Here is a 26,712-nt window from a genome sequence, read left to right on the forward strand (position 1 = left end):
CCCTGTGTCCGGCGTCGACCGTCGACCAGACCGGGTTCATGAAGACGGGCGTCCGCTGTCGGCTCGGGTGCTCCTCGCCGACGCGAGCGGCCACGGTCGGGCGTTGCTCGACCGAGAGCGCTTCTTGCGCACCCCGGACCGAGGATGCTGCGCCCGTCGCCGACGAGTCGGGTGCTGCACGAGCACGGGTGGGCCGGCGATGCTCGCCCGCGCTGACGCCGGCGGCGGCTCACGAAGGACTCGTGGGTGGATCGCCGGAGCGCGTGGCCCCACACCGTGGCACGACGGCTGGGAGCGACGTCCGGTCGGGCCGGGTGCGCTCGGGTTTGCGGGTCTCCGACCGGGACCGCTGTCGCACTCACCACCGACGGCCTCCCGACGGCCTGGGGGCACTGGCTGCCGGTTCGTCGCCAGACCGAGCCGGTCGAGGGCACGACGGAACGGGAGCCGGCCTCATACCGCAGCGCCGCACCCGCAGCCACCCCGCTGCGACAGTCGGTCCGGGTCGCGCGAGCTCGGCCGGCGATCGAGGAGTGCTTCCGGACCGCGGAGACGACGCCGGACTCGGCCACGACCACGTCCGCTCCCGCCGGGACCGGCACGCCCACGTCGCCCTGGCCATGCCAGGTACCGCCTACCTCGCGGTCACCCGCGTCTCGATCACGAACGCGACGCCGAAAAGGGGCAACCGGCCATCGTCTGTCAACGGCCAGTTCGTGGTCCCCGCTGGTGGCCAGGTGAAAGTCCCCGGTCCGGGGTCGTTCAGCTGGTGTTGATGGGGGCTCCCTTCGCGGTCCTGGCCTCGCGCATGCGGTAGGAGTCGCCGCTGGTGACGACGACGTGGGCGTGGTGCAGGAGCCGGTCGAGCAGGCTGACCGCGGTGGTGTGTTCGGGCATGAACCGTCCCCATTGATCGAAGGGCCAGTGCGAGCTGATGGCGAGGCTGCGGCGTTCATAGGCGGCGGCGACGAGCCGGAACAGCAGCTGGGCGGCGGTGTCGTCGAGCGGGGCGAACCCGATCTCGTCGATGATGATCAGGTCGTGGCGCAGGGTCTGGCCGATCAGCCGGCCGACGGAGTTGTCGGCCAGGCCGCGGTAGAGCGCTTCGACCAGCTCGGCCGCGGTGAAGTAGCGGACCCGGTGCCCGGCCTCGACCGCCGCGGTGCCGAGGGCGACGAGCAGGTGGGACTTTCCGGTCCCTGCCGGCCCGACCAGGGCGAGGTTCTCCGGAGCGCGGATCCACTCGAGTGAGGCGAGGTAGTCGAACGTGGCCTTCGGGATCGAGGAGGCGGACAGGTCGAACTCGTCGAGGGTCTTGGCGACCGGGAACCCGGCGGCCTTGCGCCGGTTCGCGATGTTGGAGGCGTCCCGGGCGGCGACCTCGGCCTCGACCAGGGTGCGTAGCAGCTCTTCGGGGCGCCAGCGCTGGGTCCGGGCGGTGAGCAACAGCTCCGGAGCCAGGCGGCGCATCGCAGCGAGCTTGAGCCGCTTGAGCCCGGCCTCGAGGTCAGCATCGAGCGCCGGGGGCTTGCTCGCGGTCATGACGCATCCCCATCGACCACCGCGGTGTCCGGCTCGGTAGTGGTGGTGATGGCGTAGTCGGCCAGGGAGCGGGTCGGGACCGCGGGCAGCTCGACGACCAGGGCTTCTCCGGCCGGGCGGGGCCTGGGTGCGGCCGCGCCGGCGGCGAGGATCGAGCGGACGTCCTCGGCTCGCCACCGCCGGAACGCCGTCGCCCGGGCCAGCGCGTCGAGCAGCGCCTGTTCGCCGTGGGCCTGCCCGAGGCCCAGCAGCTCACCCAACTCAGTCCCGAGACGGGCCGATCCGGCCGCGGCGGCGCCGGTCAGGAACGCCGCCGCGATCGGGCCGAGCGCGCAGAACGCCTTCTCCTGCGCGGTCTTGGGGCGGACGGCCCGAACCGGAGTGGCAGGGCGGGGACCGCCGTAATGCGCGTCGATCACCGACGCCTCACCCGGCCCGACCAGGCGGTGCTCGGCCAACACCACCCCACCGGTCATGCTGCCGGGCGTGGCGGTGGTGAGGATGGTGAGCCGGTCGGCGTGGGTGCGGACCTCGACCCGGGTGCCGATCGCGGTGGTGGGCACCGAGTAGCGAGCCGAGCCGAACCGGACACAGGAGAGCCGGTCGACCTTGCGCAGCACGGCCGGGCCGGTGACCCGCGGCCGCAGCGACGGCAATCCGCCCAACACGGCGAGCTCGTGCTCGGCCAGGCGCCGGGCCGGAACGGCGGCGATCTCCGAGTGCGTCGCCGCGTTCACCTCGACGCACCACTGCCGGGCGGCCTCGTTGGCCGCGGCAAGGTCCACCGGCCGCTGACCTGTGCTGGAGTCGAGGTCGGCGACGAGACCACAGCCGATGATCAGGTCGGACTTGGCGTAGCCGACGAGGTTCTCCACGATGCCCTTGGACTCCGGATCGGCTCCATGGCAGAAGTCTGGGCGGAACCGGTAGTGGCTGGCGAAGCGCACGTAGTCCGGCGTCGGAACGACATGGTCGGCGACCACGGCGGCTTTCAGGCAGCCCATCCGGTCGGCGAGCACGACCTTGGGGACCCCGCCGAGGGTCTCGAAGCACTCGGCGAGCATGGTCAGGGTCGTCTCGGCGCGTTCGTCGGTGGCGAAGCGGACGAACCGCACCCGCGACCAGGCCAGCACCGCGCAGAACACGTGTAGCCCGGCGAGCACGCCCCAGTCGATGACCAGGTGCTCGCCCGGGGACCACACCGCCGGACGGCGGCCGCGGTGATGATCGCGGCGCCAGTCGGCCTTTACCGTCGCGACCAGGCGGCGGAAGTTGCGTGCCGAGCCCTCGTAGCCGGCCGCGCGGGCTTCGGGCAGCAGCCGCTTCGCCGAGATCCTGCCCTGGGTCTTCCCGACCCGGGCCGCGACCAGCTCGGCGACCGACTCGTAGTTCCGGGGCCGTGGCTTGCGTTGCGGCGCAACACCTCCTCCCTCATGGCGTTCGATGACCCGGCGCACCGTCTTCGGGGTCGTGGCGCAGATCGCGGCCGCGCCGCGATAACTGCCCACCTCCCGATAGGCCGAAATGATGTCCATCCGTTCCCTCGCAGACTTCAATGGGAGACCCCTGGGCGGTGCGGTGGCTGGCTTCGACAACCGCCACCGTCACCGCCCAGGGCCTCACCGCCCGGTACGACACGACGAGGGACCGGGGACTTCTAACTGGCCACCAGCGGGGACCTCACACGGCCACCCGCGAGGACCTGCACCTGGCCACCAGCGGGGACTTTTTCATGGCCACGGACATCGTCGGCTGATTCCGCTGTCGGGCGATGAGATCGGACGGCGACGCCCGCGAGCCGCCGCGCACGTCCTCGCCCCGCAGGCCTGCATCCATCACACCTCGTGCACCGGTCGACGTGGCGACGCGAACGTCAGCAGCATGCTCGCGACCAGGCTTACCGGCGCGGTGGCGAACGACCGCCCGGCCGATCACTCCGCTGTTGCGGTGTCAGGTGCTGGTCGAGCGGGCTCGGCTTCCTCGAGGGCGACCCCAAGGACAGAGCCCTCGCTCCGCAGCTCGTCGTGCACAGAACAACAGCACCGCCGCTCGCGCCAGCGGGTGAGTCCGACATCGCGCTCGGTTGTGCGCGTCTGCAATGGGGGCCGGGTTGTGGCGCACCAGATGGTTGAGGCCGCGTCGGCGCACGGCTTGATCAGGGCGACCGCCTCGTCCGGGACGCCGTCTTCGAGGTTCCTCTCACCCGCGCGGGCGCAACTCCCGGAGGGAGGGATGCCCGTGTCGTTCTTGACCCCCCACGGCGAGGGACCTATGATCCCAGAATCGTTTCTATATGTGCTCGATCGACGGGAGCCATGCTACGGCTCCATGGTCGACTGAGTGCAGGTTCTTGGCGGGGAGGAGAGGTGAAGATGGAGTCGGATCGTTTCTTCATCGGTGCCCTCGACCGCCCCGTCGGGCTCGGTTCCCCGGACGTCCTCGACCCGTCGACCGCGACGCCGATCGTGACGGCGTGCAGTCGGCGACACCGCGGACGCCGATCGCGCGGCCTCCTCCACGTTCCGACCCTCCTCCGCGCCGGGCGCAGGCGGAATTCGTCGGGTGGTGGTACTGCGCCGTCCTGTGGGCCTCGACGCCGTCCTGGGCGGCACGCGTGCAGGCCCCGGTGAAACGGGCATGAGGCGGCACGACGTGACGCAGACCGACTGCGCACGAGCGGCGGACCGTGAAGGACGTGGCCGGGCATGTTCGGGTTCTCGGCGAGCACGGTGTCTCCCTGCTCAGCACTCCGGACCGGTCATGCCGAAGCAGCGCAACCGGGTGCTGGATGCCCGCCCGGGGCCTGGCGTACTCACCCCACGGGTCCCCGCGCGACCTCGACCGGCGTCTTACCTCCACTATCGGGATGGTCCTGCCGGAACCGGGCCCGGGCGGACATGCTCCAGGAGTGGGAGATCGAGTTGTCGACGCGAAGCCGTGAACAGGTGCGGGACAGGGCGAGCTGTACTCTGTCAAGAACCGGTTCCATCCGAACTTCCCGGCTGACGTGGGGCCGGCTGGCGGCCCGGCGTCGGGCCGCCAGCGCCACACGACGAGCGGCCGCGGGTCACCCGGAAGACTGCCCGACGTCGAGGCTTGCCCGGATCGCCTCAGGTCAGCCGGGCTCGACCAGCATAGAAACGTTACGATCGTGTTCATTGTGGTTGCGCGCCTAGCTTCGACGGGCTGGGGTGAGCCAGGCTCTCCGGTGTGTGAACGGGGGCGTCCATCTGAGCGACGCTCGCGGCCGGACGATGCCAAACCGGCTCGCAACGCGCACCAAGTCCACCGGTAGAAACGACTCTCATGAAGGCGGATCGATGGGGTATCTCGACAACCTGATCATCAATACGGACAACTACAAGCACTGTCACTACCCGCTCTATCCTCCGGGCACCGAGTACGTGTCGAGTTACATCGAGTCGCGCGGTGGTGAGTGGCCGGTCGTGCAGTTCGTCGGGCTTCAGGCGTTCTTGCGTGAGTATCTGATGCGTCCGGTCACGCTCGAGGACATCGACGAGGCCGAGTTCGTGGTCCGTGAGCAGGGGATGCATTTCAACCGGGAGAACTGGCTGGGCATTCTGAACGATCATGGCGGCTACCTGCCGGTGGAGATCGAGGCGGTTCCGGAGGGCACCGTCCTTCCGGCACGCAACGTGCTGGTGCAGGTGATCAACACCGATCCGAAGTACTTCTGGGCCACCAGTTTCTTCGAGACCGCGCTGCTGCGTGCGGTCTGGTACCCGAGCACCATCGGTACGGTCAGCTGGTTGTCCAAGATGGTCATCAAGGAGGCGCTCGCGCGGACCTCGGACAATCCGCAGCTGATCCGCAACATCCTGCACGACTACGGTGCCCGTGGGGTCAGCTCCCAGCAGTCCGCGGCCCTCGGTGGTCTGGCGCACCTGGTCAACTTCGACCAGTCCGACACGGTGCCGGGCATCTTGGCGGCGAAGCGCTTCTACAACGCCGGCAAGGTCTCCAACTCCGGGCCGAACTCCGAGCACGCCGGGTTCTGTGCCTGGGGCCGCGAGCACGAGGCCGACGCTCTGCGTAACATGCTCGACGTGTACGCCTCCAATGGCGTCGCGCTGCTGCTCACCGACACCTACGACCACGAGCACTGCGTCAAGAAGATCATCGGGATCGAGCTCAAGGAGCAGATCCAGAACTTCCCCGGTCTGGTCGGGATCCGTCCTGACTCCGGCGACATCGTCCAGGTCACCGCCGATACCACCGAGTGGCTCATGGACGCGTTCGGTCACACCGTGAACTCGAAGGGCTTCAAGGTTCTGCCCCCGTTCATCCGGGTCGTGCAGGGCGACGGGGTGAACTTCCACTCGCTGCCGCAGGTCTACATGGAGCTCGAGCGCCGAGGCCTGGCCGCCGACAACGCGGTCTTCGGGATGGGTGGTGGGCTGCTGCAGCACTGGAACCGCGACACGATGAACTTCGGTCAGAAGGCCTCGGCGGTGTGTGTGAACGGCCAGTGGCGCGACATCGCCAAGTCGCCGACGGGTGCGGCGTTCAAGGTGTCGAAGAAGGGCCGGCTGGCTCTCAAGCACGACAACGGCGTGTACACCACCGTGCCGAAGGGCTCGATCCCCGAGTCGGAGAACGTGCTGCAGCCGGTGTTCCGTGACGGCAAGCTGCTCAAGAAGTGGGACTTCACCGAGCTGATCGCGAACAGCGAGAAGGAGGTCCCCGAGTCCTACTACATCGACCACGTCGGTCAGATGCGCACCGTCTCCGACGAGACCGCCGTCTCGGCCTGAGGTCGTCCATCCGGCGCCCTTGCCCGCGCCTTCCCGGGCGGGGGCGCCGGGACCCCACGCGAACGAAAGAGGTTGACCCGATGGATGCCCCGACCGTGCTGGTCAGTACTGTGCACGGCCCGGTTCCGGTGGACGCCCTCGGGATGACGCTCACCCACGAGCACCTGCTCAGCGACTGGTCCGGCAGGCCCCGTGCCGAGCCCGAGGACCCGGCCGAGCGCGCGCTGTTCCACGCCGAGGTGAGCCCGTCGATGCAGTGGGTGCTCCGCGAGGACCCGCGCTGCTGTCGGGACAACGCCACCCAGGACGACCCGGACGCCACGGTCGCGGAGCTGGCGAACTTCGTCGAGGCGGGCGGGCGGACCGTCGTCGACTGCACCAACGGCGACGTCGGCCGGGACCCCCTGGCGCTGCGGGACATCGCAGACCGGACCGGGCTCAACGTCGTCATGGGCTCTGGCTGGTACGTGCACATCTTCCACTCCGCCCGCCGTGCCGAGACCACCGTGGACGACCTGGTGGCGGAGATCCTCGCCGAGTTCGCGGACGGTGTCGGGGACACGGGCATCCGGCCCGGGATCATCGGCGAGATCGGGGTCTCCCCGCAGTTCACCGAGGCCGAACGGACGCACCTGCGTGCGTCCGCCCGCGCACAGCGCGAACTCGGCGTCCCGCTGTTCGTCCACCTGCCGGGCTGGCAGCGGCGCGCCCACGAGGTCCTCGACATCGTCCTCGACGAGGAGCGGGTCCGGCCCGAGGCCGTCGTGCTGTGCCACATGGACCCCTCCGGTGAGGACCCGGACTACCAACGGGCCGTCGCCGAGCGCGGCGTCTGGCTGGAGTTCGACATGATCGGCATGCCTTTCTTCTACGCAGGCGAGGGGCAGTGCCCGGCGCCGCACCAGACTGCGGACGCCGTCGCCGCGCTCGTCGCCGCGGGCTACGCCGAGCGCCTGCTGCTGAGCCACGACATGGCCACGAAGGCGATGTGGACCCGCAACGGCGGCAACGGCTACGGCTACGTGCCCCGCTTCTTCCTGCCCCGGCTGGAACGCCACGGTGTCCCGGGCGAGGTCACCGCGAGCCTGCTCACCGCCAACCCCCGGCGCCTGTTCACGGCGGCCCGCGGCGCGCACGCCGACCACTGACCTCTCGGAACGAGAGCCTGTACACCTGTGAGGAGAACTGTGAGCCAGCTTCTGGGAAACGCCTTCTCAGCCGAGCTCGACTGGAAGCCGAAGACGCCGACATTGCGCACCGGCGCCCGCTACCTGGACAGCCTGACCGCTGACACTGCCGTGGACGTCTGGGGAGCGGAGGTCGGGGAGTACGAGGGCGTCACGGCCGACGAGATCTTCGTGGTGCTCGAGGGCAAGGCGGAGGTCACCTTCCACCGCACCGGAGAGACGATCGTGATCGGGCCGGGGGACATCGTCCGCCTCTTCGCCGGGGACACGGACACCTGGCGGACGATCGAGACCATCCGCAAGGTGTCGTTCTACGTCCCCCCGGTCGAGTCCGGATCCTGACCCGTACCCCGCACCTGACGGCGTCCACGACGGGCACCGACGGAGAAGGAAAGAGATAGCGAGTGGACATCACGACCGCCGGCGCCGTACCCCTCGACCGGCCGGACGAGTTCTACATCGGCGGCCGATGGGTCGCCCCGACGTCCTCGGACACGATCGACGTCGTCGACTCCGCCACCGAGCAGGTGTACTTCAGCGTCGCGGAGGCGCGGAACGCCGACATCGCCGCCGCGGTCGGTGCGGCACGGGCGGCGTTCGACGACGGCCCCTGGCCGCGCATGACGCACGGGCAGCGCGCCGAGTACCTCCGGGCGATCAGCTCCGCGGTCGAGGACCGCGTCGAGGACGTCGCGCAGATCTGGCCGCGAGAGTCGGGGATCCTCGCCGGCGCGGCACGCGCGGTGATGGGGGAGGTCATCGGCGCGTACTCCTACTACGCCGAGCTCGCGGCGTCGTTCCCCTTCGAGGAGCCCGCCACCCCGTCCGGCGGTGGCGGATACGGGATGATCGTGCGGGAGCCGGTCGGCGTCGTGGGCGCGATCATCCCGTGGAACGTGCCGATGACGCTGATCGCCTACAAGCTCGCCCCCGCCCTGCTGGCCGGCTGCACCGTGGTCCTCAAGGCCTCCCCCGAGGCGCCGGGCGCAGCGCTGATCATGGCCGAGATCGCTGAGCAGGTCGGGCTGCCCGCGGGCGTGCTGAACGTGGTCACCGCCGATCGTGAGGTCTCCGAGACCCTCGTCCGAGACCCTCGGGTGGACAAGATCACGTTCACCGGATCGACCGCCGCGGGCAAGGCCATCGCCGGCATCATGACCGAGCGGGTCGGCCGTTTCACGCTCGAGCTCGGCGGCAAGTCCGCGGCCGTAGTCCTGGACGATGCCGACATCGCCGAGGCCGCCCGGGTCCTGGCCGGGGCGGAGTGTTTCCTCACCGGCCAGATCTGCGGCTCCCTGACCCGGATCATCGTGCCCCGCCATCGGCATGACGAGATGGTGGAGGGTCTCGCCGAAGCGTTCTCGCAGGTGAGGGTCGGGGACCCCTTCGATCCGGCCGTGCAGATGGGTCCGCTGGCCACGGAACGGCAGCGGGAACGCGTCGAGGGTTACGTCGAGATCGGGCTCAGCGAGGGAGCGAAGCTCGCGGCCGGAGGTGGACGGCCGGCCGGCCTCGACCGCGGATGGTTCGTCCAACCGACCGTCTTCGGGAACGTGGACAACTCGTGGCGGATCGCGCAGGAGGAGATCTTCGGTCCCGTGCTGACGGTGATTCCTGCGAAGGACGAGCAGGATGCCATCCGCATCGCCAACGACTCCATCTACGGCCTCAACGCCTCGGTGTTCACCCGAGACGTGGACAAGGCGCTGGCGGTCGGGCGGCAGCTCCGGGCGGGCACCGTCGGCCACAACGACAACCGCGCAGACTTCGGCATCGGCTTCGGCGGGTTCAAACAGTCCGGCATCGGCCGTGAAGGCGGCGTCGCGGGGCTGCTGCCCTACCTGGAGAACAAGACGATGGTCCTCGAGGACAAGCCGGGTGGCAGCGAGTAGCGCACCCGCAGAGTCCTCGTCCCGTCCCCTCCCACGTTCGATCGGAAGCCCCGTGAACGACGTCTTCGTCCGCTTCAACCGACCACAGGACACCACCGCACCCGCCAGCACCCGTGACGCCGGGTGGGCGGCGCCATGACCGGCACCACGACCGTCCGGCGGGCGGGGGCCTGGATCGCCGGGCAGCCGGTGTCCGGTTCCGCAACGTTGCCGGTCCGGGACCCCTGGACGGACGAGCTCGTGGCCGAGGTCGCCCTCGCCGACCCCGAGCACGTGGAGCAGGCGCTGCAGCTGGCCCACGAGGCGGCCGGCAGCCTGCTCGCGGTTCCCGCCCACCGCCGCGCGGACGCTCTCCGACAGGCGGCCACGGGTCTGCTCGAGCGCATGGACGAGGTCGCCGCCACGATCACCAGGGAGAGCGGCAAGCCGATCACATGGTCGCGAGCCGAGGTGCAGCGCGCCGCCCTGACCTTCCGGTGGGGGGCGGAGGAGGCGGTGCGGTGGTCGGGTGAGCTCCAGCGACTGGACAGCGAGCCGGGCGGAGACGGGCGCCTGGCCCTGCAGCGCCGGTTCCCCCGGGGTCCGGTCCTGGGCATCACACCCTTCAACTTCCCGGTGAACCTGGCCGCCCACAAGATCGCGCCCGCCCTGGCGGTGGGCGCGCCCATCGTGCTCAAACCCGCGCCGAAGACGCCGCTCAGCGCCCTGTTGCTGGGCGAGATCCTGACCGACTGCGGGCTACCGGCGGGCGCGTTCTCGGTGCTCACGGTCGACGACGAGGTCGCTGCCGGTCTCGTCGCCGACCCGCGGATGCCCGTGGTGTCCTTCACCGGGTCCGGACCGGTCGGCTGGGCCATCCGGAACGCGGTGCCCCGCAAGCACGTCACTCTGGAGCTCGGCGGCAACGCCGGGGTGCTGATCTGTCCGGACTGGAGTTCGGATGCCGACCTGCGGCAGGCGGCCCGGCGGATCGCGACCGGCGCAAACGCCCAGGGCGGCCAGTCCTGCATCTCGGTGCAGCGCGTCCTCGTCGACAGGACGGTGTACGAACGGTTCCTGCCGGTGCTGGTGGAGGAGGTCGAGCAGCTCGTCGTGGGTGACCCCTGGTCGCCGGCGACCACCGTCGGGCCGTTGATCAACCGAGCAGCTGCGCAGCGGATCGGGGAGTGGGTCACCGCCGCCGTCGCGGGCGGGGCCCGGGTTCTGACCGGCGGGACGGTCACCGACGCGCTGGTCTCTCCCACCGTGCTGGTCGACGCCCCGGCCGACGCGCAGGTCTGCCAGGACGAGGCGTTCGGTCCGGTGCTCACCGTCGCGGCGGTGGACGGCGTGGACGAGGGCCTGCGGGCACTGGACGACTCGCGCTTCGGCCTGCAGGCCGGGATCTTCACCCACGACATCCAGACGGCGTTCCGCGCACATCGGGAGTTGGAGGTCGGAGGCGTCATCGTCGGCGACATCCCGACCTTCCGGGCCGAGCAGATGCCGTACGGAGGGGTCAAGGAGTCCGGTATCGGACGCGAAGGAGTGCGGGCCGCGATGGAGGACTACACCGAGTCGCGGCTGCTCGTGCTCTCGGGGGTGAGCTTATGAGGCGGCCACCGGCCGGCGCGTGACCCGCTCGAGCGGGTGTCATCAGCCCGCAGCAAGAATCGTTTATAGTACATTCCGAACCGAGAGGAGGGCATGTGCCCGACATCCTGAGTTTCCCGCCGTTGCGCGTTCTGGTCGCGGGTGAGTCCTGGATCAAGCACACGATCCATATGAAGGGCTTCGATCAGTTCCACTCCACCGAGTATGAGGAGGGCGCCGGTGTCTTCCTGGACTGTGTGCGGGCGGCGGGTCATGAGTTGACGTATGTGCGGGGACACGAGATCAGTGCGTTGTTCCCGAAGACGGCGGAGGCGCTCGACGCGTTCGACGTGGTTGTGATCTCTGATATCGGGTCGAACTCGTTCCTGTTGCCGGACGAGACGTTCCTGCGTTCGGAGAAGTCTCCGAACAAGCTCTCGCTGGTGGCGGATTATGTGGGCCGTGGTGGTGGGCTGGTGATGGTCGGGGGGTACCTGTCGTTCACCGGGATCGACGGGAAGGCGCGTTATGGGATGAGCCCGTTGGCGGAGGTGTTGCCGGTGGGCTTGATGGCCACCGACGACCGGGTTGAGGTTTCTGACGGGTTGAAGGTGGACGTGTGCGATCCGGCTCACCCGGTGTTGGGCGGCACGCCGGCGGAGTGGCCGATGTTGCTGGGCTACAACCGGACGTTCCCGAAGGAGGGTTCCACTGTGGTGGCGCGGGCTGGTGATGACCCGTTGCTGGTGGTGGGGGAGTACGGCCGGGGTCGGTCTGTGGCTTTCGCCTCGGACCTTGCTCCGCACTGGGCTCCGCCGGAGTTCGTGGAGTGGGAGCACTATGCGGTTCTGTGGACGTCGATACTGTCCTGGGCCGCGGGTGGTTCCCGAGGTCAGTGAGAGCCCCTGAGAGCCCCTGAGAGCCCTGAGAGCCCCGAGGTGACGTGACGTGACGCAGTCCGACCGCAGGCGCAAGCGGCCCACCATGAAGGACGTCGCCGAGCACGCGCGGGTGTCAGTGAGCACGGTGAGCTACGTGCTCAACGACTCCGGGCCGGTAGCCCCGGAGCGGCGGGACCGGGTGCTCGATGCCGTGCGGGTCCTCGAGTACTCGCCCAACGAGTCCGCTCGCAACCTCAAGCGGCGCGGCGCGGCCACCATCGGGATGATCGTGCCCGAGTTGACCAACCAGTTCTTCGCGATGGTCACCGAGGGTGTGCAGCGGGCCGCCTCCGCTCGGGACGTCCTGGTGGTCCTGGTGGTGCCGGACGCGTCCGAGCTGCCGGAGGAGAAGCAGGCGCAGCTCCTGCGCAGCCAGCGCATCGACGGCGTGATCTACCTGTCCGGGACCGGGTCGATGCCGGCGTCGATCTACGAGCTGGCGCGCTCCGGGCCGGTCGTGCTGGTCGACGAGCAGATTCCGGGCCTGGACCTGCCTGCGGTGGTGTGCGAGGCCCGCAAGGGAGCGCGGGAGGTCGCGGCGCTCGTGATGGAGCAGGGGCATCGCCAGGTCGCCGTGATCGGGGGGCCGCCCGGTCTGTGGACGGCCCAGCAGCGGCTGGCCGGGTATCGGGAGGCGTTCGCCGGGGCCGGGCTGGACCCGGACTCGGTGCCGGTGTTCGCCGGTGACTATCGGCACGAGTCCGGACGCGAGCTCGCGGCGAAGGCCCTGGACGCCGAGCCTCGGCCGACTGCGCTGATCTGCATGAACGATCTGATGGCGATCGGGGCGATGGAGCACCTGCGCGAGGCCGGGCTGCGCATCCCGGAGGACGTGAGTGTGGTCGGCTTCGACGACCTCCCGGTCTCGGCGTTGCTCACGCCGCGGTTGACCACCGTCCGTCAGCCCGCGCACGACATGGGCTTCCGGGCGGCGTCGGCCCTGTTCGACCTGCTGGAGAGGGGCGAGTCCGGCGCGATCGGCGAGCTCCCCGCCGTCGTCCAGGTGCGGGAGTCCGTGTGCCCGCCGAGGTCCGACCGATGACGCCCCGGGTGCTCGTGGTCGGCGCGGTGAACGTCGACCTGGTGGTGCACACCGACCGGCTGCCGGGGCCCGGGGAGACCGTGGTGGGTCCGGGCGTCGCGCGGCACGGCGGTGGGAAGGGTGCGAACGCGGCGGTCGCCGCGGCCCGGGCCGGCGCAGAGGTTCGCTACTGTGGTGCCGTCGGCGCGGACGACACCGGAACCGGTGCTCTGGCCGACCTGCGCGCGGAGGGGATCGACGTCACCGACGTGGCCGTGCTCGAGGACGTCGCCACCGGCACGGCCCTGATCGTCGTCGACGGCCGCGGGGAGAACCAGATCGCGGTGGGAGCCGGGGCCAACGCGGCCGTGGAACCGGCTGCGGTGCGCGCCGCAGTGGCGCGCTCGGCGGAGTGGGCCGGCTGCGTGCTGGTCAGCACCGAGATCCCGCCGGAGGCGGTCGCGGCGGCGGTGGAGACGACGGTGGCGCACGGGTTGGCGTGCGTGCTCAACCCCGCACCGGTGGCCGCGGGCCTGGTGGACCTGCTCCGGCTCGGCCCGGTCGTCACGCCGAACCGGTCTGAGCTGCGGGACCTCTACGCGCTGGTGGAGGAGGGTACGGCCGGCTCGGTCGCGGAGATGGCGACCGCGGTGGCCGCTCTGACCGGCGCATCGGTGGTGGTGACGCTCGGCGGCGACGGGGTCTTGATCGTCGACCCCGAGCGGGGGGTGACGTCCCTGCCCGCCCCGCCCGCGGACGTCCGGGACACCACCGGCGCGGGCGACACGTTCAACGGGGTGCTCGCAGCCGCGCTGGCCGCTGGAGCCGCGGTCCCCGAGGCCGTCGCCCGGGGCGTGGCGGCAGCCTCGCTGTCCGTCGGCACGGTCGGGGCACGAGCCGGCATGCCACGGGCTGCGGCGATCGACGGAGCGACGGGGCCGGGCTGATGGGCCGACCCCCACGAACCCCACGAAGGGTGGATTCATGACGGCGTCTCTACAGCGGGGCTACGACAAGCGGCTGATGCTGTTCTCGGGCCGCGCGAACCCTGTGCTTGCCGACCGGATCGCCGGGCAGCTGGGTGTCGATCTCGGTCCGATCACGCTCAGAACCTTCTCCAACGACGAGGTCTACTGCCGGTTCGACGAGTCGATCCGCGGCGCGGACGTGTTCCTCGTCCAACCCATGTGCGCCAACCCCGAGAGCGGGATCAACGCCAACGACGCGCTGCTCGAGCTGCTGGTCATGGTCGACGCGGCGGTCGGGGCCAGCGCCCACCGGGTGATCGCCGTGACCCCCTGGTACGGCTACTCCCGACAGGACAAGAAGTCCGCCCCCCGCGAGCCGATCTCGGCCCGGATGGTCGCCCGCACCCTCGAGGCGGTCGGCGTGGACCGAGTGCTGACCATGGATCTGCACGCAGGCCAGCTACAAGGGTTCTTCGGGATCCCGGTCGACCACATGACCGCGCTGATGATGCTCGCCGACCACTTCGCCGGCCTGGACGACGACCTGGTCGTCGTCGCCCCGGACGCCGGCCGGGTCAAACTGAACAAACAGTTCGCCACCCGCATGGGCGCCGGGCTGGCCATCCTGGACAAGGAACGACCCGCCCAACAGGTCGCCGAGATCAACCAGGTGATCGGCGACGTCCGAGGCAAGACCGCGATCATCGTCGACGACATCATCGACACCGCGGGCACGCTACGCGCCGCCGGCGAGGCGGTGGTCCGGGCCGGAGCCCGGCGCGTGTTCGCCGCCGCCACCCACCCCGTGTTCAGCGGCCGGGCCTACGACAACCTCGCGGCCTCCCCGTTCGAACGCATCGTCGTCACCGACACCATCCCACTCCGCCCCGGCGCCCCACCCACGATCGACGTCGTGTCCTGCGCCCCACTACTCGCCGACTCCATCCACCGAATCTTCACCGACGACTCCGTCAGCGAAGTCTTCGGCGGCAAGAACCACCTCTTCTAGGTTCACTCGATGAGGACACGGTGGTGCTTCCCGGACGGGGTCGCTACAGTCGTGGAAACGTTTATATTCCCACTGTTGTAGAGGAGAGACGACATGGCATTGAAGTTCTGGGTGACGACGCCCTTCTTCTACTCGGACATGGATCGCCCGTGGGGCGAGCTGCTGCAGGACATGTTGACGATCGTCGACACCGCCGAGCGGCTCGGTTTCGAGGGCGTCGCGATCAACGAGAACGTGTTCCAGAACTACGTCGCGAACCCCAGCGCGCTGGCTTTCGCGGCGCTCGCGGCGGCCCGCACCACGCGGCTGCGGATCCTGCCGGGCGTGGTGGTGCTCCCGAGCTACAACCCGCTGCTGATCGCGTCGGAGATGGCGATGCTCGACCACCTGGCCCCGGGTCGGGTGGGTATCGGTGTGGCCCGTGGTGGCGGCCGTTACCAGCTGGACCGGATCGGGGTGGACCCGGCCAAGTCGCGGGAGATCTACGAGGAGGCGCTGGAGATCATCCAGAAGGTGTGGGTCGAGGACAACGTGACCTACGAGGGCCGCTACTTCTCGTTCCCGCGCACCACGCTCGTGCCCAAGCCCGCCTCGCAGCCCGGCCCCGACCTGTGGGTCGCCTCGCAGAGTGTCGACGGCGTGCGGAAGGTGGCCGCGCAGGGGCACAACCTGCTCACCGCGCCCAACTGGGGCAACTTCGAGCCGCACGGGGACCTCGAGGCGCTCCTGGAGGCCTTCAACACCGCGGCCGCCGAGAGCGGCTCGCCGCGCGGCGAAGTCATGGTCTACCGGCACACCTGGCTGGGCCGGACCGAGACCGACGCGCTCGAGTTCTTCGACGACATGGTCAGCGAGTACAACCACTACCTCGCGCTCACCCAGACCGTCAGCCAGGGCACCCGTGAGGACCGCCTCAAGGCGCGTGGCACGGGCGAGAAGATCGAGTTCGTGGAGGCCGGCCGCGTCGTGCCCGCGAACGAGTCGCCGTCCTCGGAAGGCCTCTGGGAGAAGTACTCCGACCCGGTCCTCACCACCGCGGACAAGATGATCGAGCGGTTCAAGCAGATGGAGGCCATGGGCGTCGACCACCTCGCCTGCCTGATCGCCTGGGGCCAGCCCATCGAGGCCGTCGTCGCCCAGATGGAACTGATGGCCGAGCAGGTCCTGCCCGCCTTCGCCGAGGACCGCACGCCCTCCAGGGTCTGACCGCCTCAGCGGCTCGGCGACATGCCGGGGCTCGGCGACACGTAGGCGGCTGTCGCCGAGCTCCCTGCCCCAGACGTACCCACCTACCAGCGGGACGGTGAACAGGTGAACGACATCGCCATCGAGGGCGGCCTGGTCTGGGCCGCACCGGGCACACACCACGTGAACGGCCTCGTCGTCATCCAGAACGGGATCATCACGTACGTCGGACCCGCCGACGACGCCGCGGTACCCGCCGGGACACGACGGATCGACGCGAGCGGCTGCACCGTCCTGCCCGGTCTGATCGACGCGCACGTACACCTGACGACCAACTCCGACCACGACAACGTGGTGGCGAGCGCCGTCTTCCGCAGGCAGGTGACCAAGCCGGCGAAGCTGCTGCACGGGCTGCGCAACGCCCATCGCGCCCTCGCGGCCGGCTTCACCACCTTGCGGGTGATGGGACACCGCGACGTCGGAGAGATCAAGCTGCGCGACTTCGTCGAGCGGGGCCCGACCATCGGCCCGCGGCTGCTGGTCTCCCCGTGGTGGATCACCATGACCAACGGCCACGGCGACCGGTCCTATCCGCCTTGCACCCCCCGCCGTCGCCGGGACATCGCCGACGGTGTCGACGAGTGCGGCAAGCTCGTCCGACTGCAAGCTCGCGAGGGTGCCGACTTCATCAAAGTCATGGTCAGCGGCGGAATGTCACCCGCCGAAGAGCCCCACAGGCCGAACTACACCGTCGCCGAGCTCACCGCGATCGTCGAGGAGGCACACGACCTCGACCTACGGGTCGCCGCACACGCACTGTCGATCGACGATATCCGCCGCAGCCTCGCCGCCGGGGTCGACAGTATCGAGCACGGCTCCTACCTGGACGAGCCCACCGCGAAGGAGATGGCCGAGCGCGGAAGCTACCTGGTGCCGACCATGGCCTTCGACGACTGGTGCCAACGCGAAGGAACCCGCCGCGGACTCACCCCCGAGGGCGTGGAGGACCTGCGCGACGCCCATGACCGCACGATCGAGGCCTTCGCCATCGCCCGCCAGGCCGGAGTCCGGATCGCCATGGGCACCGACTCCTCCGGCACGCTGTGCCCCTTCGGTGCGCATGCCCGGGAGCTGGAGCTCTACGTCGAGCACGGCATGACACCGGAGGAAGCCCTGACCACGGCCACGGTCACCGCGGCCGAGCTGCTCGGGCGCGAACACCAGATCGGCAAGCTCGCAGTCGGCTTCGCCGGGGACGTCGTGATCGTCAGCGGCGACGTGCTGTCCGATATCCGACTGCTCGGTGACCAGAACAACATCACCCACGTCCTCACCGCCGGTGTGGACCGCAGCGACTATCTCGCCGCTGCTGCGTCGGTCCTCAGTTGACCGCGGCGCCAGGTCGAGCGGGCCACCACAGGGAGAGCAGGAAGGCATGAGTTGGGTTCGTGTTCGGGGCTTCGGCTGCTTCGTGGCGGAGTTCGGCAGCGGTGACCGCACCATCGTGTTGATCCACGGGTGGTGCAGCGACTCGACCGATTGGGTCGACCAGATTTCTGCTTTCGCCTGCGACGCGCGTGTCGTGACACTCGACCTGCGGGGGCACGGGCATTCCGAACGGACCGCGAGCGGGTACGGGAGCGTGGATCTCGCCGAGGACGTGATCGCCGTCCTCGACCATCTGGGCCTGAGCGACAGCCATCTGGTCGGGCACTCCCTGGGCGGCATCATCGCCGACCTGGTGGCTGTGCGCCGCCCGGACCTGGTTCGCTCGGTCCTGCTGATCGACCCGGCCTACGGGCAGCCCGAGGAGTGGGAGGGCCGGGTTCGCGCGATCATCGGGGACCCGGCTTCCGCCGACAGCGCAGAACGCGCCGCGGTGGCAGCCGACCTCGAGCCGGAGATACACAACAGCGTCACCGCCGCCCGCCGGACCCGACGCCGGCTACAGGCGCTCGCACTCGGGCCCGGGGTCGTGTGGCAAACCTTTGCCGGCATGTGGTGCGGCGAGGACGCGCCGGGGCTTCGCCCGCAGACCGAACGCGCGATCCGCGAGCGCCGCCGGCCGACACTGTGCATCTACGCCCACGAGCCGACCTACACCTGGGAGTCGCACCTCGTCGACGTGCTCGGTCTCGATACCCGGGTCGAGCTCTGGACAGGCGTCACCCACTTCCTGCACCAGGACGACCCGAAGCAGTTCAACGACGTCGCATCGGCCTGGTTCGAGGCAAATCAGGCGGCGCGCGGTGCTCGCTGATACGCGCCGCTCACCCTCTGTCGCGTGACCCTGACAACCCGAGCCGAAAGTAGATCGATGGCATCACAACTGAGTTTCGGTCCGCTGCCCGTTGACCAGGCGGAGTTGCGGCGGGCCTACAGCTGTTTCCCCAGCGGCGTGACAGCTGTCTGCGCGCTGGACGACGAGGAGCCCGTCGGGATCGCGGCGAGTTCGTTCACCTCTGTCTCGATCACCCCACCGCTGGTGTCGGTCTGTGTGGCACACAGCTCGACGACGTGGCCGCGGTTGCGGCAGTTGCCCCGGCTGGGGGTGAGCGTGCTCGCAGACGGCCAGGAGGAACTGTGCCGCTCGCTCGCGGCGAAGGACCGCGACCGGTTCGTCGACGTCCCGTGGGAGCCCAGCGAAGACGGCGCCGTCTTCGTCAGGGGCGCTGCAGCATGGCTCGACTGCTCGGTGCACTCCGAGCTGCCCGCGGGCGACCACGACATCGTGCTGCTGCAGATCCACCGTCTGACCGGAGACCCCCGCAACGAGCCGCTGGTCTTCCACAGCAGCCGGTTCCGTCGCCTCGTCGCACTCGAATCCTGACCCAGCAGCCGTGTCGCGGGCCGGGGCAGTCCCAACCCCTCTCTTCCGGGCCGCATCTGGGGCACCGCTCGACGAGGCCGCAGCCACACGGCCGACCCGCCGCCCGAGCGTGCGCCGGTCCCGAAATCCGGCGGAGCGTCCTACGGCGGACGTGACGAGACACTATGGTTCTCCCAGCATTGACGAGGGCCAGGCAGGTGGAAGGAGTTGTGCAGTGCGAGCAAGACCTCGTTCCGATGCCACCCGCCTCGCCCTCCTCAATGCAGCCCTCGATGTTGCGGCCGAGTACGGGGTCAAGGGCGTCACCCACCGACGGGTCGCCGGCGCCGCCGGGCTGTCCCTCGGGCTGACCAGCTACCACTTCGCCAACCTCGACGATCTACTGCTCGAGGCGTTCCGGCTCTTCGTCTCGCACACCTCGGCCCTGTACGAACGTCAGTTCCACGAAGCCACCGACCTCGAGTCCATGATCGACGCGGCGCTCGCGGTCGTGAACGCGCTCAAGGACAGCGACCGAGAACGCACCCTGCTCTACGAGCTCTACGCCCAGAGCGTCCGCGACCCCGCCTACCGAGAGCTCGTCACTTCATGGGCAGAATCGGCGCGCGCGGGCGTGGAACGTCTCTACAGCGCACGCACCGCCCGGTTCCTCGAGGCGGCCTGGGAAGGTGCCAGCGCGCAGCTGATACAAGGTCGCGACGACCAGTCCGACGATGAACTACGCGACCTGTTCCGCCTGATCCTGCTTCACGACCAGGGCGAGGTCACCGGTGGCACAACCGCAGCCACCCCTCCCGGCTGAGAGCATGCTCGAGGAGATCAACTGGCGGGTACGAAGATGCGGCGTAGCGGTAGTGGGCCCGCCGCGGGCGGGGCGTCAGGTGGCGGTGTCCTGCAGAACCCGCCGTCCGCACCGTCGGCTCTGCACAGGCCGGCCAGTACGAGACCGCATCGCGTCCGCGCAGCCCCGCAGGTGCACGCCCCGCACCCCGAGCGCCCTGAGCTCCTCGACGATCTCGTGCGGCGGGGCCTCACTCCCCGAGTCGTCGGTCATGACCCGGCTGACGGGGCCCCCGGCGGCGGAGCGCGGGAGAGGACGTCACGTCACGACACCACCAGGTCCCGGCCGAGCGCGTAGGCCGCACGCAGGTCGAGGCCCTCGTAGACGACGGCGCACCGGTCGCGCAGGACGTCGGTGGGGTTGATCCCGACGGTGCGGGCGAGCCGCTCGAAGAGCAGCACGTCGGAGCGGGAGTCGCCGTAGGCCGTGCAGTCGTCCTCGCTCAGCCCGAGGTCCGCGAGCAGGCCGAGGGTGATGTCGACCTTGTCCTGGAGGGTGAGCAGCGAATCCGTGGTCGGCGGACGGCCGGGCACGACGTCCGAGCCGAACGTCCGGTGCGCACCCCACCCCTCCAGCCTGCGCACGAAGAAGTGCGGGGACTGGGAGATCACGGCGATGTGTTCGCCGCGGGCCCGGATGTCCGCGAAGACCTCCGGGACGCCCTCGATCCAGGCTGCGGCGGCGAAGGCGGCGTCGATCTCGGCATCGGAGGCGTCCATCCAGAGGGGCAGCACCGACTCCCAGAACTGCAGGTCGGTCAGCTGTCCGGCGTTCCAGGCCCGTTCGACGGCGTCCGCGACCTCGAACGTGCCGAGGTGGCGTGACAGTTCCACGGTGGCGGCGCCGCGCAGCAGCGTGCCGTCCATGTCGAAGACGTGCAGGCGGGTCATGGTTCTCCTTGCGGGTGGCTCGGCGCGCCGGCGGGGAGGGGATGGGCGGGGCGGGACTGCGTCAGGCCCAGACGGACATCTCAATCGAGACGGTCCGCATCCGACCGACATAGTCTATGTAGTCGGACTCCGGAACCTCGCGCTCACAGTTCGCGATCAGCTCGGTGAAGTCTCACTTCCTGAGCAGCTTGCCGTTGCGGCACACCGGCTGCAGCACGTGCTCCGGTTCGTGTCACCGCTCAGGCGGTGACCACCGGGGAGGCGTCGAGGATCCGCCGCCGCATCGTCGCGAACAGCGGTCCACCGGCCTCGGCAGCGCTCAGCGCCGCGATCCACTCCGGGTCGGCCAGCATCGCGTTCCATTTCCGTTCGAGGTCGGCGAGGTCATCGAACCGCAGGGTGTAGACGAGTTCGCCCCAGGAGTGCTCGCCGATCATGGTACGGCCGGCGCTGACCAGCTCCATGCCGTGCTTGGCCAGCATCGGCACGGTGGCCGAGGTGAACAGGTCGATCACCGCCTCGAGCCGCCCCGGGACGGCCACGTACTCGCGCACCTCGTAGATCACGCCCGCTCCTGTCCGGCGAAGGCGGGCAGGACCTGCTCGGCCATCAGTTCCATCTGGGCGACGACGGCCTCGATGGGCTGGCCCCAGGCGATCAGGCAGGCGAGGTGGTCGACGCCCATGGCCTCCATCTGCTTGAACCGCTCGATCATCTTGTCCGCGGTGGTGAGGACCGGGTCGGAGTACTTCTCCCAGAGGCCTTCCGAGGACGGCGACTCGTTCGCGGGCACGACGCGGCCGGCCTCCACGAACTCGATCTTCTCGCCCGTGCCACGCGCCTTGAGGCGGTCCTCACGGGTGCCCTGGCTGACGGTCTGGGTGAGCGCGAGGTAGTGGTTGTACTCGCTGACCATGTCGTCGAAGAACTCGAGCGCGTCGGTCTCGGTCCGGCCCAGCCAGGTGTGCCGGTAGACCATGACTTCGCCGCGCGGCGAGCCGCTCTCGGCGGCCGCGGTGTTGAAGGCCTCCAGGAGCGCCTCGAGGTCCCCGTGCGGCTCGAAGTTGCCCCAGTTGGGCGCGGTGAGCAGGTTGTGCCCCTGCGCGGCCACCTTCCGCACGCCGTCGACACTCTGCGAGGCGACCCACAGGTCGGGGCCGGGCTGCGAGGCGGGCTTGGGCACGAGCGTGGTGCGCGGGAACGAGAAGTAGCGGCCCTCGTAGGTCACGTTGTCCTCGACCCACACCTTCTGGATGATCTCCAGCGCCTCCTCGTAGATCTCCCGCGACTTGGCCGGGTCCACCCCGATCCGGTCCAGCTGGTAACGGCCGCCACCACGGGCCACACCGATACCCACCCGACCCGGGGCCAGGTGGTCGAGCATCGCCATCTCCGACGCGATCAGCAGCGGGTTGTAGCTCGGGAGCACCACCACGCCCGGCAGGATCCGCAGCCGCGTGGTGCGGGCCGCCGCGAGCGCCGCGAAAGCCAGCGCGCTGGGGTTCGCGACGTAGTTCTGGAACACGTTCTCGTTGATCGCGACGCCCTCGAAACCGAGCCGCTCGGCGGTGTCGACGATCGTCAACATGTCCTGCAGCAGCTCGCCCCACGGGCGATCCATGTCCGAGTAGAAGAAGGGCGTCGTCACCCAGAACTTCAATGCCATGACTCACTCCATTATCGAGAACCGTGTGTGACGAGGAAGGAACGGACGAGGTCGAATCCGACGCCCCGCAGACCAGCGCTCGGGAATGGCCGGGTAGCAGGGTGCGCTCGGGCGTCGAGGGCGGTCGTGCGTGGGTGTGGTCATCTGGCCTGTGCCGACTCCTTCAGGGAGTTGACCCAGAAGGGGTTGGTGAGCAGGAGCCGTCCGATCGCGACGAGGTCGCAGTCCCCGCCGGCGAGCGCGGCTTCGGCTGATTCTGCGCTGCTGATGCCGCCGGCGACGATGGTCGGCACACCAGTGCGTTCGCGGACCTGTGCGGCGAGGTCGCGGAAGTCGACCGGGATCTCGAACGATGACGCGCCCTCGACCGCGCCGCCGGCCGCGGCGTCGATGGCATCGCAGCCGGCCCGGCTGAGCTGATTGATGACCGGGATGGCGTCGTCGGCATGCCAGCCGCCGTCGGCGAGGTCGTCGATCGCCAGCCGGACGAACAGCGGCATTCCCGGCCCGCAGGTTGCGCGTACCCGTTCCACGATTTCCAGCAGGACGCGACTGTTGGCCTCGGGGCCGCCGCCGTACGGGCCTGAGCGGTGGTTGGTCAGCGGCGAGAGGAACTCGTGAATGAGGTACCCGTGCGAGGCGTGGATCTCGATCACGTCGACGCCGACCTGACTCGCCCTGGCTGCGGCCTGCCCGAACGCAGCGACCAGGTCGCCGATCTCCTCGTCGGTCAGCGTGTGGGGCTGGTGGCTCGAGGCGTTGAAGGGTGCCCCGGTAGCACCCACGACCGGGTTGAGCGCGTCGCCGTCGGCGAAGGCCTTCCGCCCGGTGTGCCCGAGCTGCACACCGACCTTGGCCCCCTGCTCGTGGCAGAACTCCACGATGGGCGCCAGCGCCGCGGCCTGCTCGTCGGTGTAGAGACCCAGAGCACCGCTGTGGCCGCGGCCCTCGGGCGAGACCGCGGAGTCCTCGATCATCACCAGCCCGACACCACCGACCGCGCGCGAGCCGTAGTGCACCAGATGCCAACTATTCGCGCACCCGGTCTCGTCAGCGGAGCGCTGCGACATCGGTGCCATGACGACCCGATTCGGCAGCTCCAGGCCCCGGACTTCGAGGGGGTCGAGCAACATGAGCGTCTCCTTGAACCGTAGGCGGTCGGGCAGCCGACCGGTCAGAAGATGTGGTGGGAACCGTCGGACGACGTGCTGGCCGAGCCACCCACCTCGATCTGAGCGATCGACGAAGCAAGGCGCTCGGCACACGACAACTGCTGCACCGACCACTCACCGCACTGAACAGCGCATATCGGCGGCGAACCGGGCGAACCGTCATCCGGGACCATGTCGCCGGGTTCCCGCCCCCGGACGAGGGCGGCAGGCATCGGAGCACACGGGATGCCGATTGTGTGCCGCACCATGAGGGTCACCGCGTTCACGGTGATCAGAAAGCCTGCCGCGATCAGATCGCCCCCGTTCTCGCGGACATGGTCATCGGCGACCACGACCAGCCCACCTGACGCACGCGCCTCATCGGCCGAACGCACTGGCTGAGCAGCGCGCTGCAGCTCCCTGGGCCTACGGACCACGTGAGGATCCCACCCTTCGCGTTGAACCGACCTGCACATGGCGACCACCTCGGTGTGCGTCACGGGTCGGACTTCCTGACGAGCTCACCGCCCCGCCGAGCTTCCCGGGCTACTTTGAACAAACGTCCAATATGGCGACTGAGTATGGGCATCCCTCGACGGTCTGTCAACAGCCGATCGGTCGTGCGCGCGAACACCAGCGGTGACGAAGCGCCCGGCGGGTCGCTGGGGCTGCGCGTCTGGGCTCCAGAGTGCGCAGAGTCACCGCGCGTCTGTTCGGCAGGCTTACGTGCATCCGATCGTGATTGCGTACGGGGTGACGACCCAGCGCCTCCCGACCGGCCGTCCGGTTTACGAGGCCCCCGGGTCGCGCCCCGGCGGCACATCGTCCAGCCGCTCGGCCTCTGGTGTCCGGTGGAAACGTTCCTTGGGCCTTGTCGGTTCTCCTGGATCTGGCTACTTTCAGCTCGGTAAGGCCGCGAACCAGGCGATAGGTACGTCCCAAGTAGAAACGTTTACTCGGAAGAGGAGGGCATGTGCCCGACATCCTGAGTTTCCCGCCGTTGCGCGTCCTGGTCGCGGGTGAGTCCTGGATCAAGCACACGATCCATATGAAGGGCTTCGATCAGTTCCACTCCACCGAGTATGAGGAGGGCGCCGGTGTCTTCCTGGACTGTGTGCGGGCGGCGGGTCATGAGTTGACGTATGTGCGGGGACACGAGATCAGTGCGTTGTTCCCGAAGACGGCGGAGGCGCTCGACGCGTTCGACGTGGTTGTGATCTCTGATATCGGGTCGAACTCGTTCCTGTTGCCGGACGAGACGTTCCTGCGTTCGGAGAAGTCTCCGAACAAGCTCTCGCTGGTGGCGGATTATGTGGGCCGTGGTGGTGGGCTGGTGATGGTCGGGGGGTACCTGTCGTTCACCGGGATCGACGGGAAGGCGCGTTATGGGATGAGCCCGTTGGCGGAGGTGTTGCCGGTGGGCTTGATGGCCACCGACGACCGGGTTGAGGTTTCTGACGGGTTGAAGGTGGACGTGTGCGATCCGGCTCACCCGGTGTTGGGCGGCACGCCGGCGGAGTGGCCGATGTTGCTGGGCTACAACCGGACGTTCCCGAAGGAGGGTTCCACTGTGGTGGCGCGGGCTGGTGATGACCCGTTGCTGGTGGTGGGGGAGTACGGCCGGGGTCGGTCTGTGGCTTTCGCCTCGGACCTTGCTCCGCACTGGGCTCCGCCGGAGTTCGTGGAGTGGGAGCACTATGCGGTTCTGTGGACGTCGATACTGTCCTGGGCCGCGGGTGGTTCCCGAGGTCAGTGAGAGCCCCTGAGAGCCCCGAGGTGACGTGATCGGCACAAATGATCTGAGTGCGATCGCGGTGATGGAGCACATTCGCGAGGCCGGGCCGCGCATCCGGGGGACATGGCGTCGTCGGCGTCGACGACTTCCCCGAACGACCTGCGTTTCCAAGGGGAGGACCCTGAACCAGCTCCTGGGGGACGCCCTCCCGGCCGAACTCGAGTGGCGCCGAAGGATTCGTGGTGATCGAGGGCGAGACGGAAATCGCCAACCACAGCATCGGCGACACAAGCGTGATCGAGCCCGGCGCCGGCGTTCGGCTGTTCGCAGCAAAGTCGAACACCTGGCGGACGATCGAGCGGCTCCGCAAGCCTTCCTTCCACGTGCGAACCCCGGCAGGAAGCGGCGTCGTCGGTCGGGGTCGAAATGCTTCGTATCTCGCACAACGACGTGGCCTACGACCTGCCGGGTGTTCGCTCTCGAGGGTGGCCGCCCAACTCGTGATCAGGGAGAGGGTCGGCGGTGGCCGACCGGTCGTGGCCGTCAGGAGTGCGGGCTGGGGACATCGGTGGCCTTCTTCACCGCGTGCCCGTCGAACTGGTTGCGCAGCGCCGCGATCGCCTTCACGGCGGGGGAGACGCCCTGGTGGGAGGCAAAGCGTGCGAGCAGCGAGCCTGCGACCAGCGGTGAGGCCTCCACGAGCTCGCAGCGCTCGGTGTGGGCCTGCAGCTGGGCGCCCGTGGTTCTGCTATTCCACCGGCTTCCAGCGCTGGCCATCTAGTGGCTCCCAACGACGGAGTGCGTCAAGTAGCGTCTCGGGCTCGACCCCGTCGAGAACGAGGCTTCGGTCGGCTGGACGGATGAATCCCTCGCCGACGGCGTGGTCGAGAAATTCGAGGAACTTCTGGTAGTACCTGGCGGTGTTGAGCAGGCCTGTCGGTTTGGTGTGCAGTCCGAGTTGTGACCAGGTCAGAGCCTCGGCGAACTCCTCGAGTGTGCCCAACCCGCCCGGTAGCGCCACGAAGCCGTCGGCGAGTTCCACCATCTTTGCCTTGCGTTCGTGCATGGACTCGACGACGTGCAGCTCAGTGAGGCCCGTGTGGGCCATCTCCTCACCGACCTGGTGCTCGGGAATGACCCCGATCGCTGATCCACCGGCGTCGAGGACGGCATCTGCGAGCACGCCCATGGTTCCGACGCTGGCGCCGCCGTAGACGAGCGTGACGCGCTCCTTCGCGAGGAGGCGTCCCAACTCTCGCGCGGCGTGGACATAACCGCTATCTCTGCCGGTGTTCGATCCGCAGAAGACGCACAAGCTGTTGATCGCTACCATGGTCCCGATCCTTCGGTGTCGCTTTTGTCTACCATTGACTGGTGCTTGGCCACGACAGGGCCGGCTGATGCAGGTTCGCCTTCGGCCCGTCTCGTAGGCATGTGGTGCCCCTTTGGGCCCGGTAGGACGTCCCGGTGGCGGGAGTTTCGTTCATCGCCTCCCCGGACCCGATCC

Annotated in this window: 23 protein-coding genes and 1 pseudogene; 15 read left to right on the forward strand and 9 right to left on the reverse strand. The window is 69.2% G+C overall.

Features of this window, described 5'->3' with window-relative positions:
• Window positions 1–762: 762 nt before the first annotated feature.
• Together istB and istA are read right to left on the reverse strand one after the other, a co-directional pair.
• Window positions 763–1,542, reverse strand: coding sequence for an IS21-like element helper ATPase IstB (gene istB, locus PSED_RS10955; protein WP_013673103.1), 780 nt, complete (start codon window positions 1,540–1,542; stop codon window positions 763–765).
• Window positions 1,539–3,098 carry an IS21 family transposase gene (gene istA, locus PSED_RS10960; protein ID WP_103384716.1) on the reverse strand — a complete coding sequence of 520 codons (1,560 nt, stop codon included), beginning with the start codon at window positions 3,096–3,098 and terminating at the stop codon, window positions 1,539–1,541. Before istA ends, istB begins: the two co-directional genes overlap by 4 nt.
• Before the next feature lie 1,764 nt (window positions 3,099–4,862).
• Between istA and PSED_RS10965 the strand changes: the two genes are divergently transcribed.
• From PSED_RS10965 to PSED_RS11030, 14 genes are all read left to right on the forward strand, one after another.
• Window positions 4,863–6,317, forward strand: a complete 1,455-nt coding sequence (locus tag PSED_RS10965) for a nicotinate phosphoribosyltransferase (RefSeq protein WP_013674310.1) — start codon at window positions 4,863–4,865, stop codon at window positions 6,315–6,317.
• 80 nt (window positions 6,318–6,397) lie between these two features.
• Window positions 6,398–7,465: a phosphotriesterase family protein gene (locus PSED_RS10970; RefSeq protein ID WP_013674311.1), complete on the forward strand. Its 1,068-nt coding sequence runs from the start codon at window positions 6,398–6,400 to the stop codon at window positions 7,463–7,465.
• 39 nt (window positions 7,466–7,504) lie between these two features.
• Window positions 7,505–7,846 (forward strand): cupin domain-containing protein, encoded by a 342-nt coding sequence (locus tag PSED_RS10975; protein ID WP_013674312.1) that lies wholly within the window; start codon window positions 7,505–7,507, stop codon window positions 7,844–7,846.
• A 62-nt stretch (window positions 7,847–7,908) separates the two neighbouring features.
• A complete protein-coding gene (locus PSED_RS10980) occupies window positions 7,909–9,396 on the forward strand; it encodes an aldehyde dehydrogenase (protein ID WP_013674313.1) in 1,488 nt (495 codons plus the stop codon).
• A 135-nt stretch (window positions 9,397–9,531) separates the two neighbouring features.
• Window positions 9,532–10,989 (forward strand): aldehyde dehydrogenase family protein, encoded by a 1,458-nt coding sequence (locus tag PSED_RS10985; RefSeq protein WP_013674314.1) that lies wholly within the window; start codon window positions 9,532–9,534, stop codon window positions 10,987–10,989.
• A gap of 95 nt (window positions 10,990–11,084) precedes the next feature.
• Window positions 11,085–11,867: a glutamine amidotransferase gene (locus tag PSED_RS10990; RefSeq protein ID WP_013674315.1), complete on the forward strand. Its 783-nt coding sequence runs from the start codon at window positions 11,085–11,087 to the stop codon at window positions 11,865–11,867.
• Between the two features lie 49 nt (window positions 11,868–11,916).
• The gene (locus PSED_RS10995) at window positions 11,917–12,951 is read left to right on the forward strand and encodes a LacI family DNA-binding transcriptional regulator (protein ID WP_013674316.1); all 1,035 of its coding nucleotides are present in this window, start codon (window positions 11,917–11,919) and stop codon (window positions 12,949–12,951) included.
• A complete protein-coding gene (locus PSED_RS11000; protein ID WP_013674317.1) occupies window positions 12,948–13,877 on the forward strand; it encodes a PfkB family carbohydrate kinase in 930 nt (309 codons plus the stop codon). Before PSED_RS10995 ends, PSED_RS11000 begins: the two co-directional genes overlap by 4 nt.
• 37 nt (window positions 13,878–13,914) lie before the next feature.
• Window positions 13,915–14,907 (forward strand): ribose-phosphate diphosphokinase, encoded by a 993-nt coding sequence (locus PSED_RS11005; RefSeq protein WP_013674318.1) that lies wholly within the window; start codon window positions 13,915–13,917, stop codon window positions 14,905–14,907.
• A gap of 93 nt (window positions 14,908–15,000) precedes the next feature.
• Entirely contained in the window at window positions 15,001–16,113 is a 1,113-nt protein-coding gene (locus tag PSED_RS11010) for an LLM class flavin-dependent oxidoreductase (RefSeq protein WP_013674319.1), read from the forward strand.
• A gap of 105 nt (window positions 16,114–16,218) precedes the next feature.
• Window positions 16,219–17,481: a metal-dependent hydrolase family protein gene (locus PSED_RS11015; protein WP_013674320.1), complete on the forward strand. Its 1,263-nt coding sequence runs from the start codon at window positions 16,219–16,221 to the stop codon at window positions 17,479–17,481.
• Between the two features lie 82 nt (window positions 17,482–17,563).
• Entirely contained in the window at window positions 17,564–18,352 is a 789-nt protein-coding gene (locus PSED_RS11020) for an alpha/beta fold hydrolase (protein WP_158511305.1), read from the forward strand.
• Window positions 18,353–18,409: 57 nt separating this feature from the next.
• A complete protein-coding gene (locus PSED_RS11025; protein WP_013674322.1) occupies window positions 18,410–18,922 on the forward strand; it encodes a flavin reductase family protein in 513 nt (170 codons plus the stop codon).
• Window positions 18,923–19,136: 214 nt separating this feature from the next.
• A complete protein-coding gene (locus tag PSED_RS11030; RefSeq protein ID WP_013674323.1) occupies window positions 19,137–19,724 on the forward strand; it encodes a TetR/AcrR family transcriptional regulator in 588 nt (195 codons plus the stop codon).
• A 302-nt stretch (window positions 19,725–20,026) separates the two neighbouring features.
• On the opposite strand, the gene PSED_RS11035 is transcribed toward PSED_RS11030, so the two are convergent.
• The 5 genes from PSED_RS11035 to PSED_RS11055 all read right to left on the reverse strand — a co-directional run bounded on the left by PSED_RS11035 (window position 20,027) and on the right by PSED_RS11055 (window position 23,946).
• Window positions 20,027–20,653, reverse strand: coding sequence for an HAD family hydrolase (locus tag PSED_RS11035; protein ID WP_013674324.1), 627 nt, complete (start codon window positions 20,651–20,653; stop codon window positions 20,027–20,029).
• A gap of 239 nt (window positions 20,654–20,892) precedes the next feature.
• On the reverse strand, window positions 20,893–21,219 hold the full coding sequence (locus PSED_RS11040; RefSeq protein WP_013674325.1) for an NIPSNAP family protein: 327 nt from the start codon (window positions 21,217–21,219) through the stop codon (window positions 20,893–20,895).
• Window positions 21,216–22,319, reverse strand: coding sequence for an LLM class flavin-dependent oxidoreductase (locus tag PSED_RS11045; RefSeq protein ID WP_013674326.1), 1,104 nt, complete (start codon window positions 22,317–22,319; stop codon window positions 21,216–21,218). Before PSED_RS11045 ends, PSED_RS11040 begins: the two co-directional genes overlap by 4 nt.
• Window positions 22,320–22,459: 140 nt before the next feature.
• On the reverse strand, window positions 22,460–23,452 hold the full coding sequence (locus PSED_RS11050; protein WP_013674327.1) for an oxidoreductase: 993 nt from the start codon (window positions 23,450–23,452) through the stop codon (window positions 22,460–22,462).
• A gap of 41 nt (window positions 23,453–23,493) precedes the next feature.
• Entirely contained in the window at window positions 23,494–23,946 is a 453-nt protein-coding gene (locus PSED_RS11055) for a 3,4-dihydroxy-2-butanone-4-phosphate synthase (RefSeq protein WP_267939133.1), read from the reverse strand.
• A 497-nt stretch (window positions 23,947–24,443) separates the two neighbouring features.
• Between PSED_RS11055 and PSED_RS11060 the strand changes: the two genes are divergently transcribed.
• Window positions 24,444–25,226 carry a glutamine amidotransferase gene (locus tag PSED_RS11060; protein WP_013674315.1) on the forward strand — a complete coding sequence of 261 codons (783 nt, stop codon included), beginning with the start codon at window positions 24,444–24,446 and terminating at the stop codon, window positions 25,224–25,226.
• 522 nt (window positions 25,227–25,748) lie between these two features.
• Here PSED_RS11060 and PSED_RS11065 read toward each other — a convergent pair.
• Together PSED_RS11065 and PSED_RS11070 are read right to left on the reverse strand one after the other, a co-directional pair.
• Window positions 25,749–25,874 (reverse strand): annotated as a pseudogene (locus tag PSED_RS11065) (6-phosphogluconate dehydrogenase); the annotation flags it as partial.
• A 79-nt stretch (window positions 25,875–25,953) separates the two neighbouring features.
• Complete coding sequence (locus PSED_RS11070) at window positions 25,954–26,538, reverse strand: LOG family protein (RefSeq protein ID WP_013674328.1); 585 nt, start codon at window positions 26,536–26,538, stop codon at window positions 25,954–25,956.
• Window positions 26,539–26,712: the final 174 nt, after the last annotated feature.

Origin of the sequence: Pseudonocardia benzenivorans CB1190 (assembly GCF_000196675.2) — a bacterium.
In the GTDB taxonomy this organism is placed as follows: domain Bacteria; phylum Actinomycetota; class Actinomycetes; order Mycobacteriales; family Pseudonocardiaceae; genus Pseudonocardia; species Pseudonocardia benzenivorans.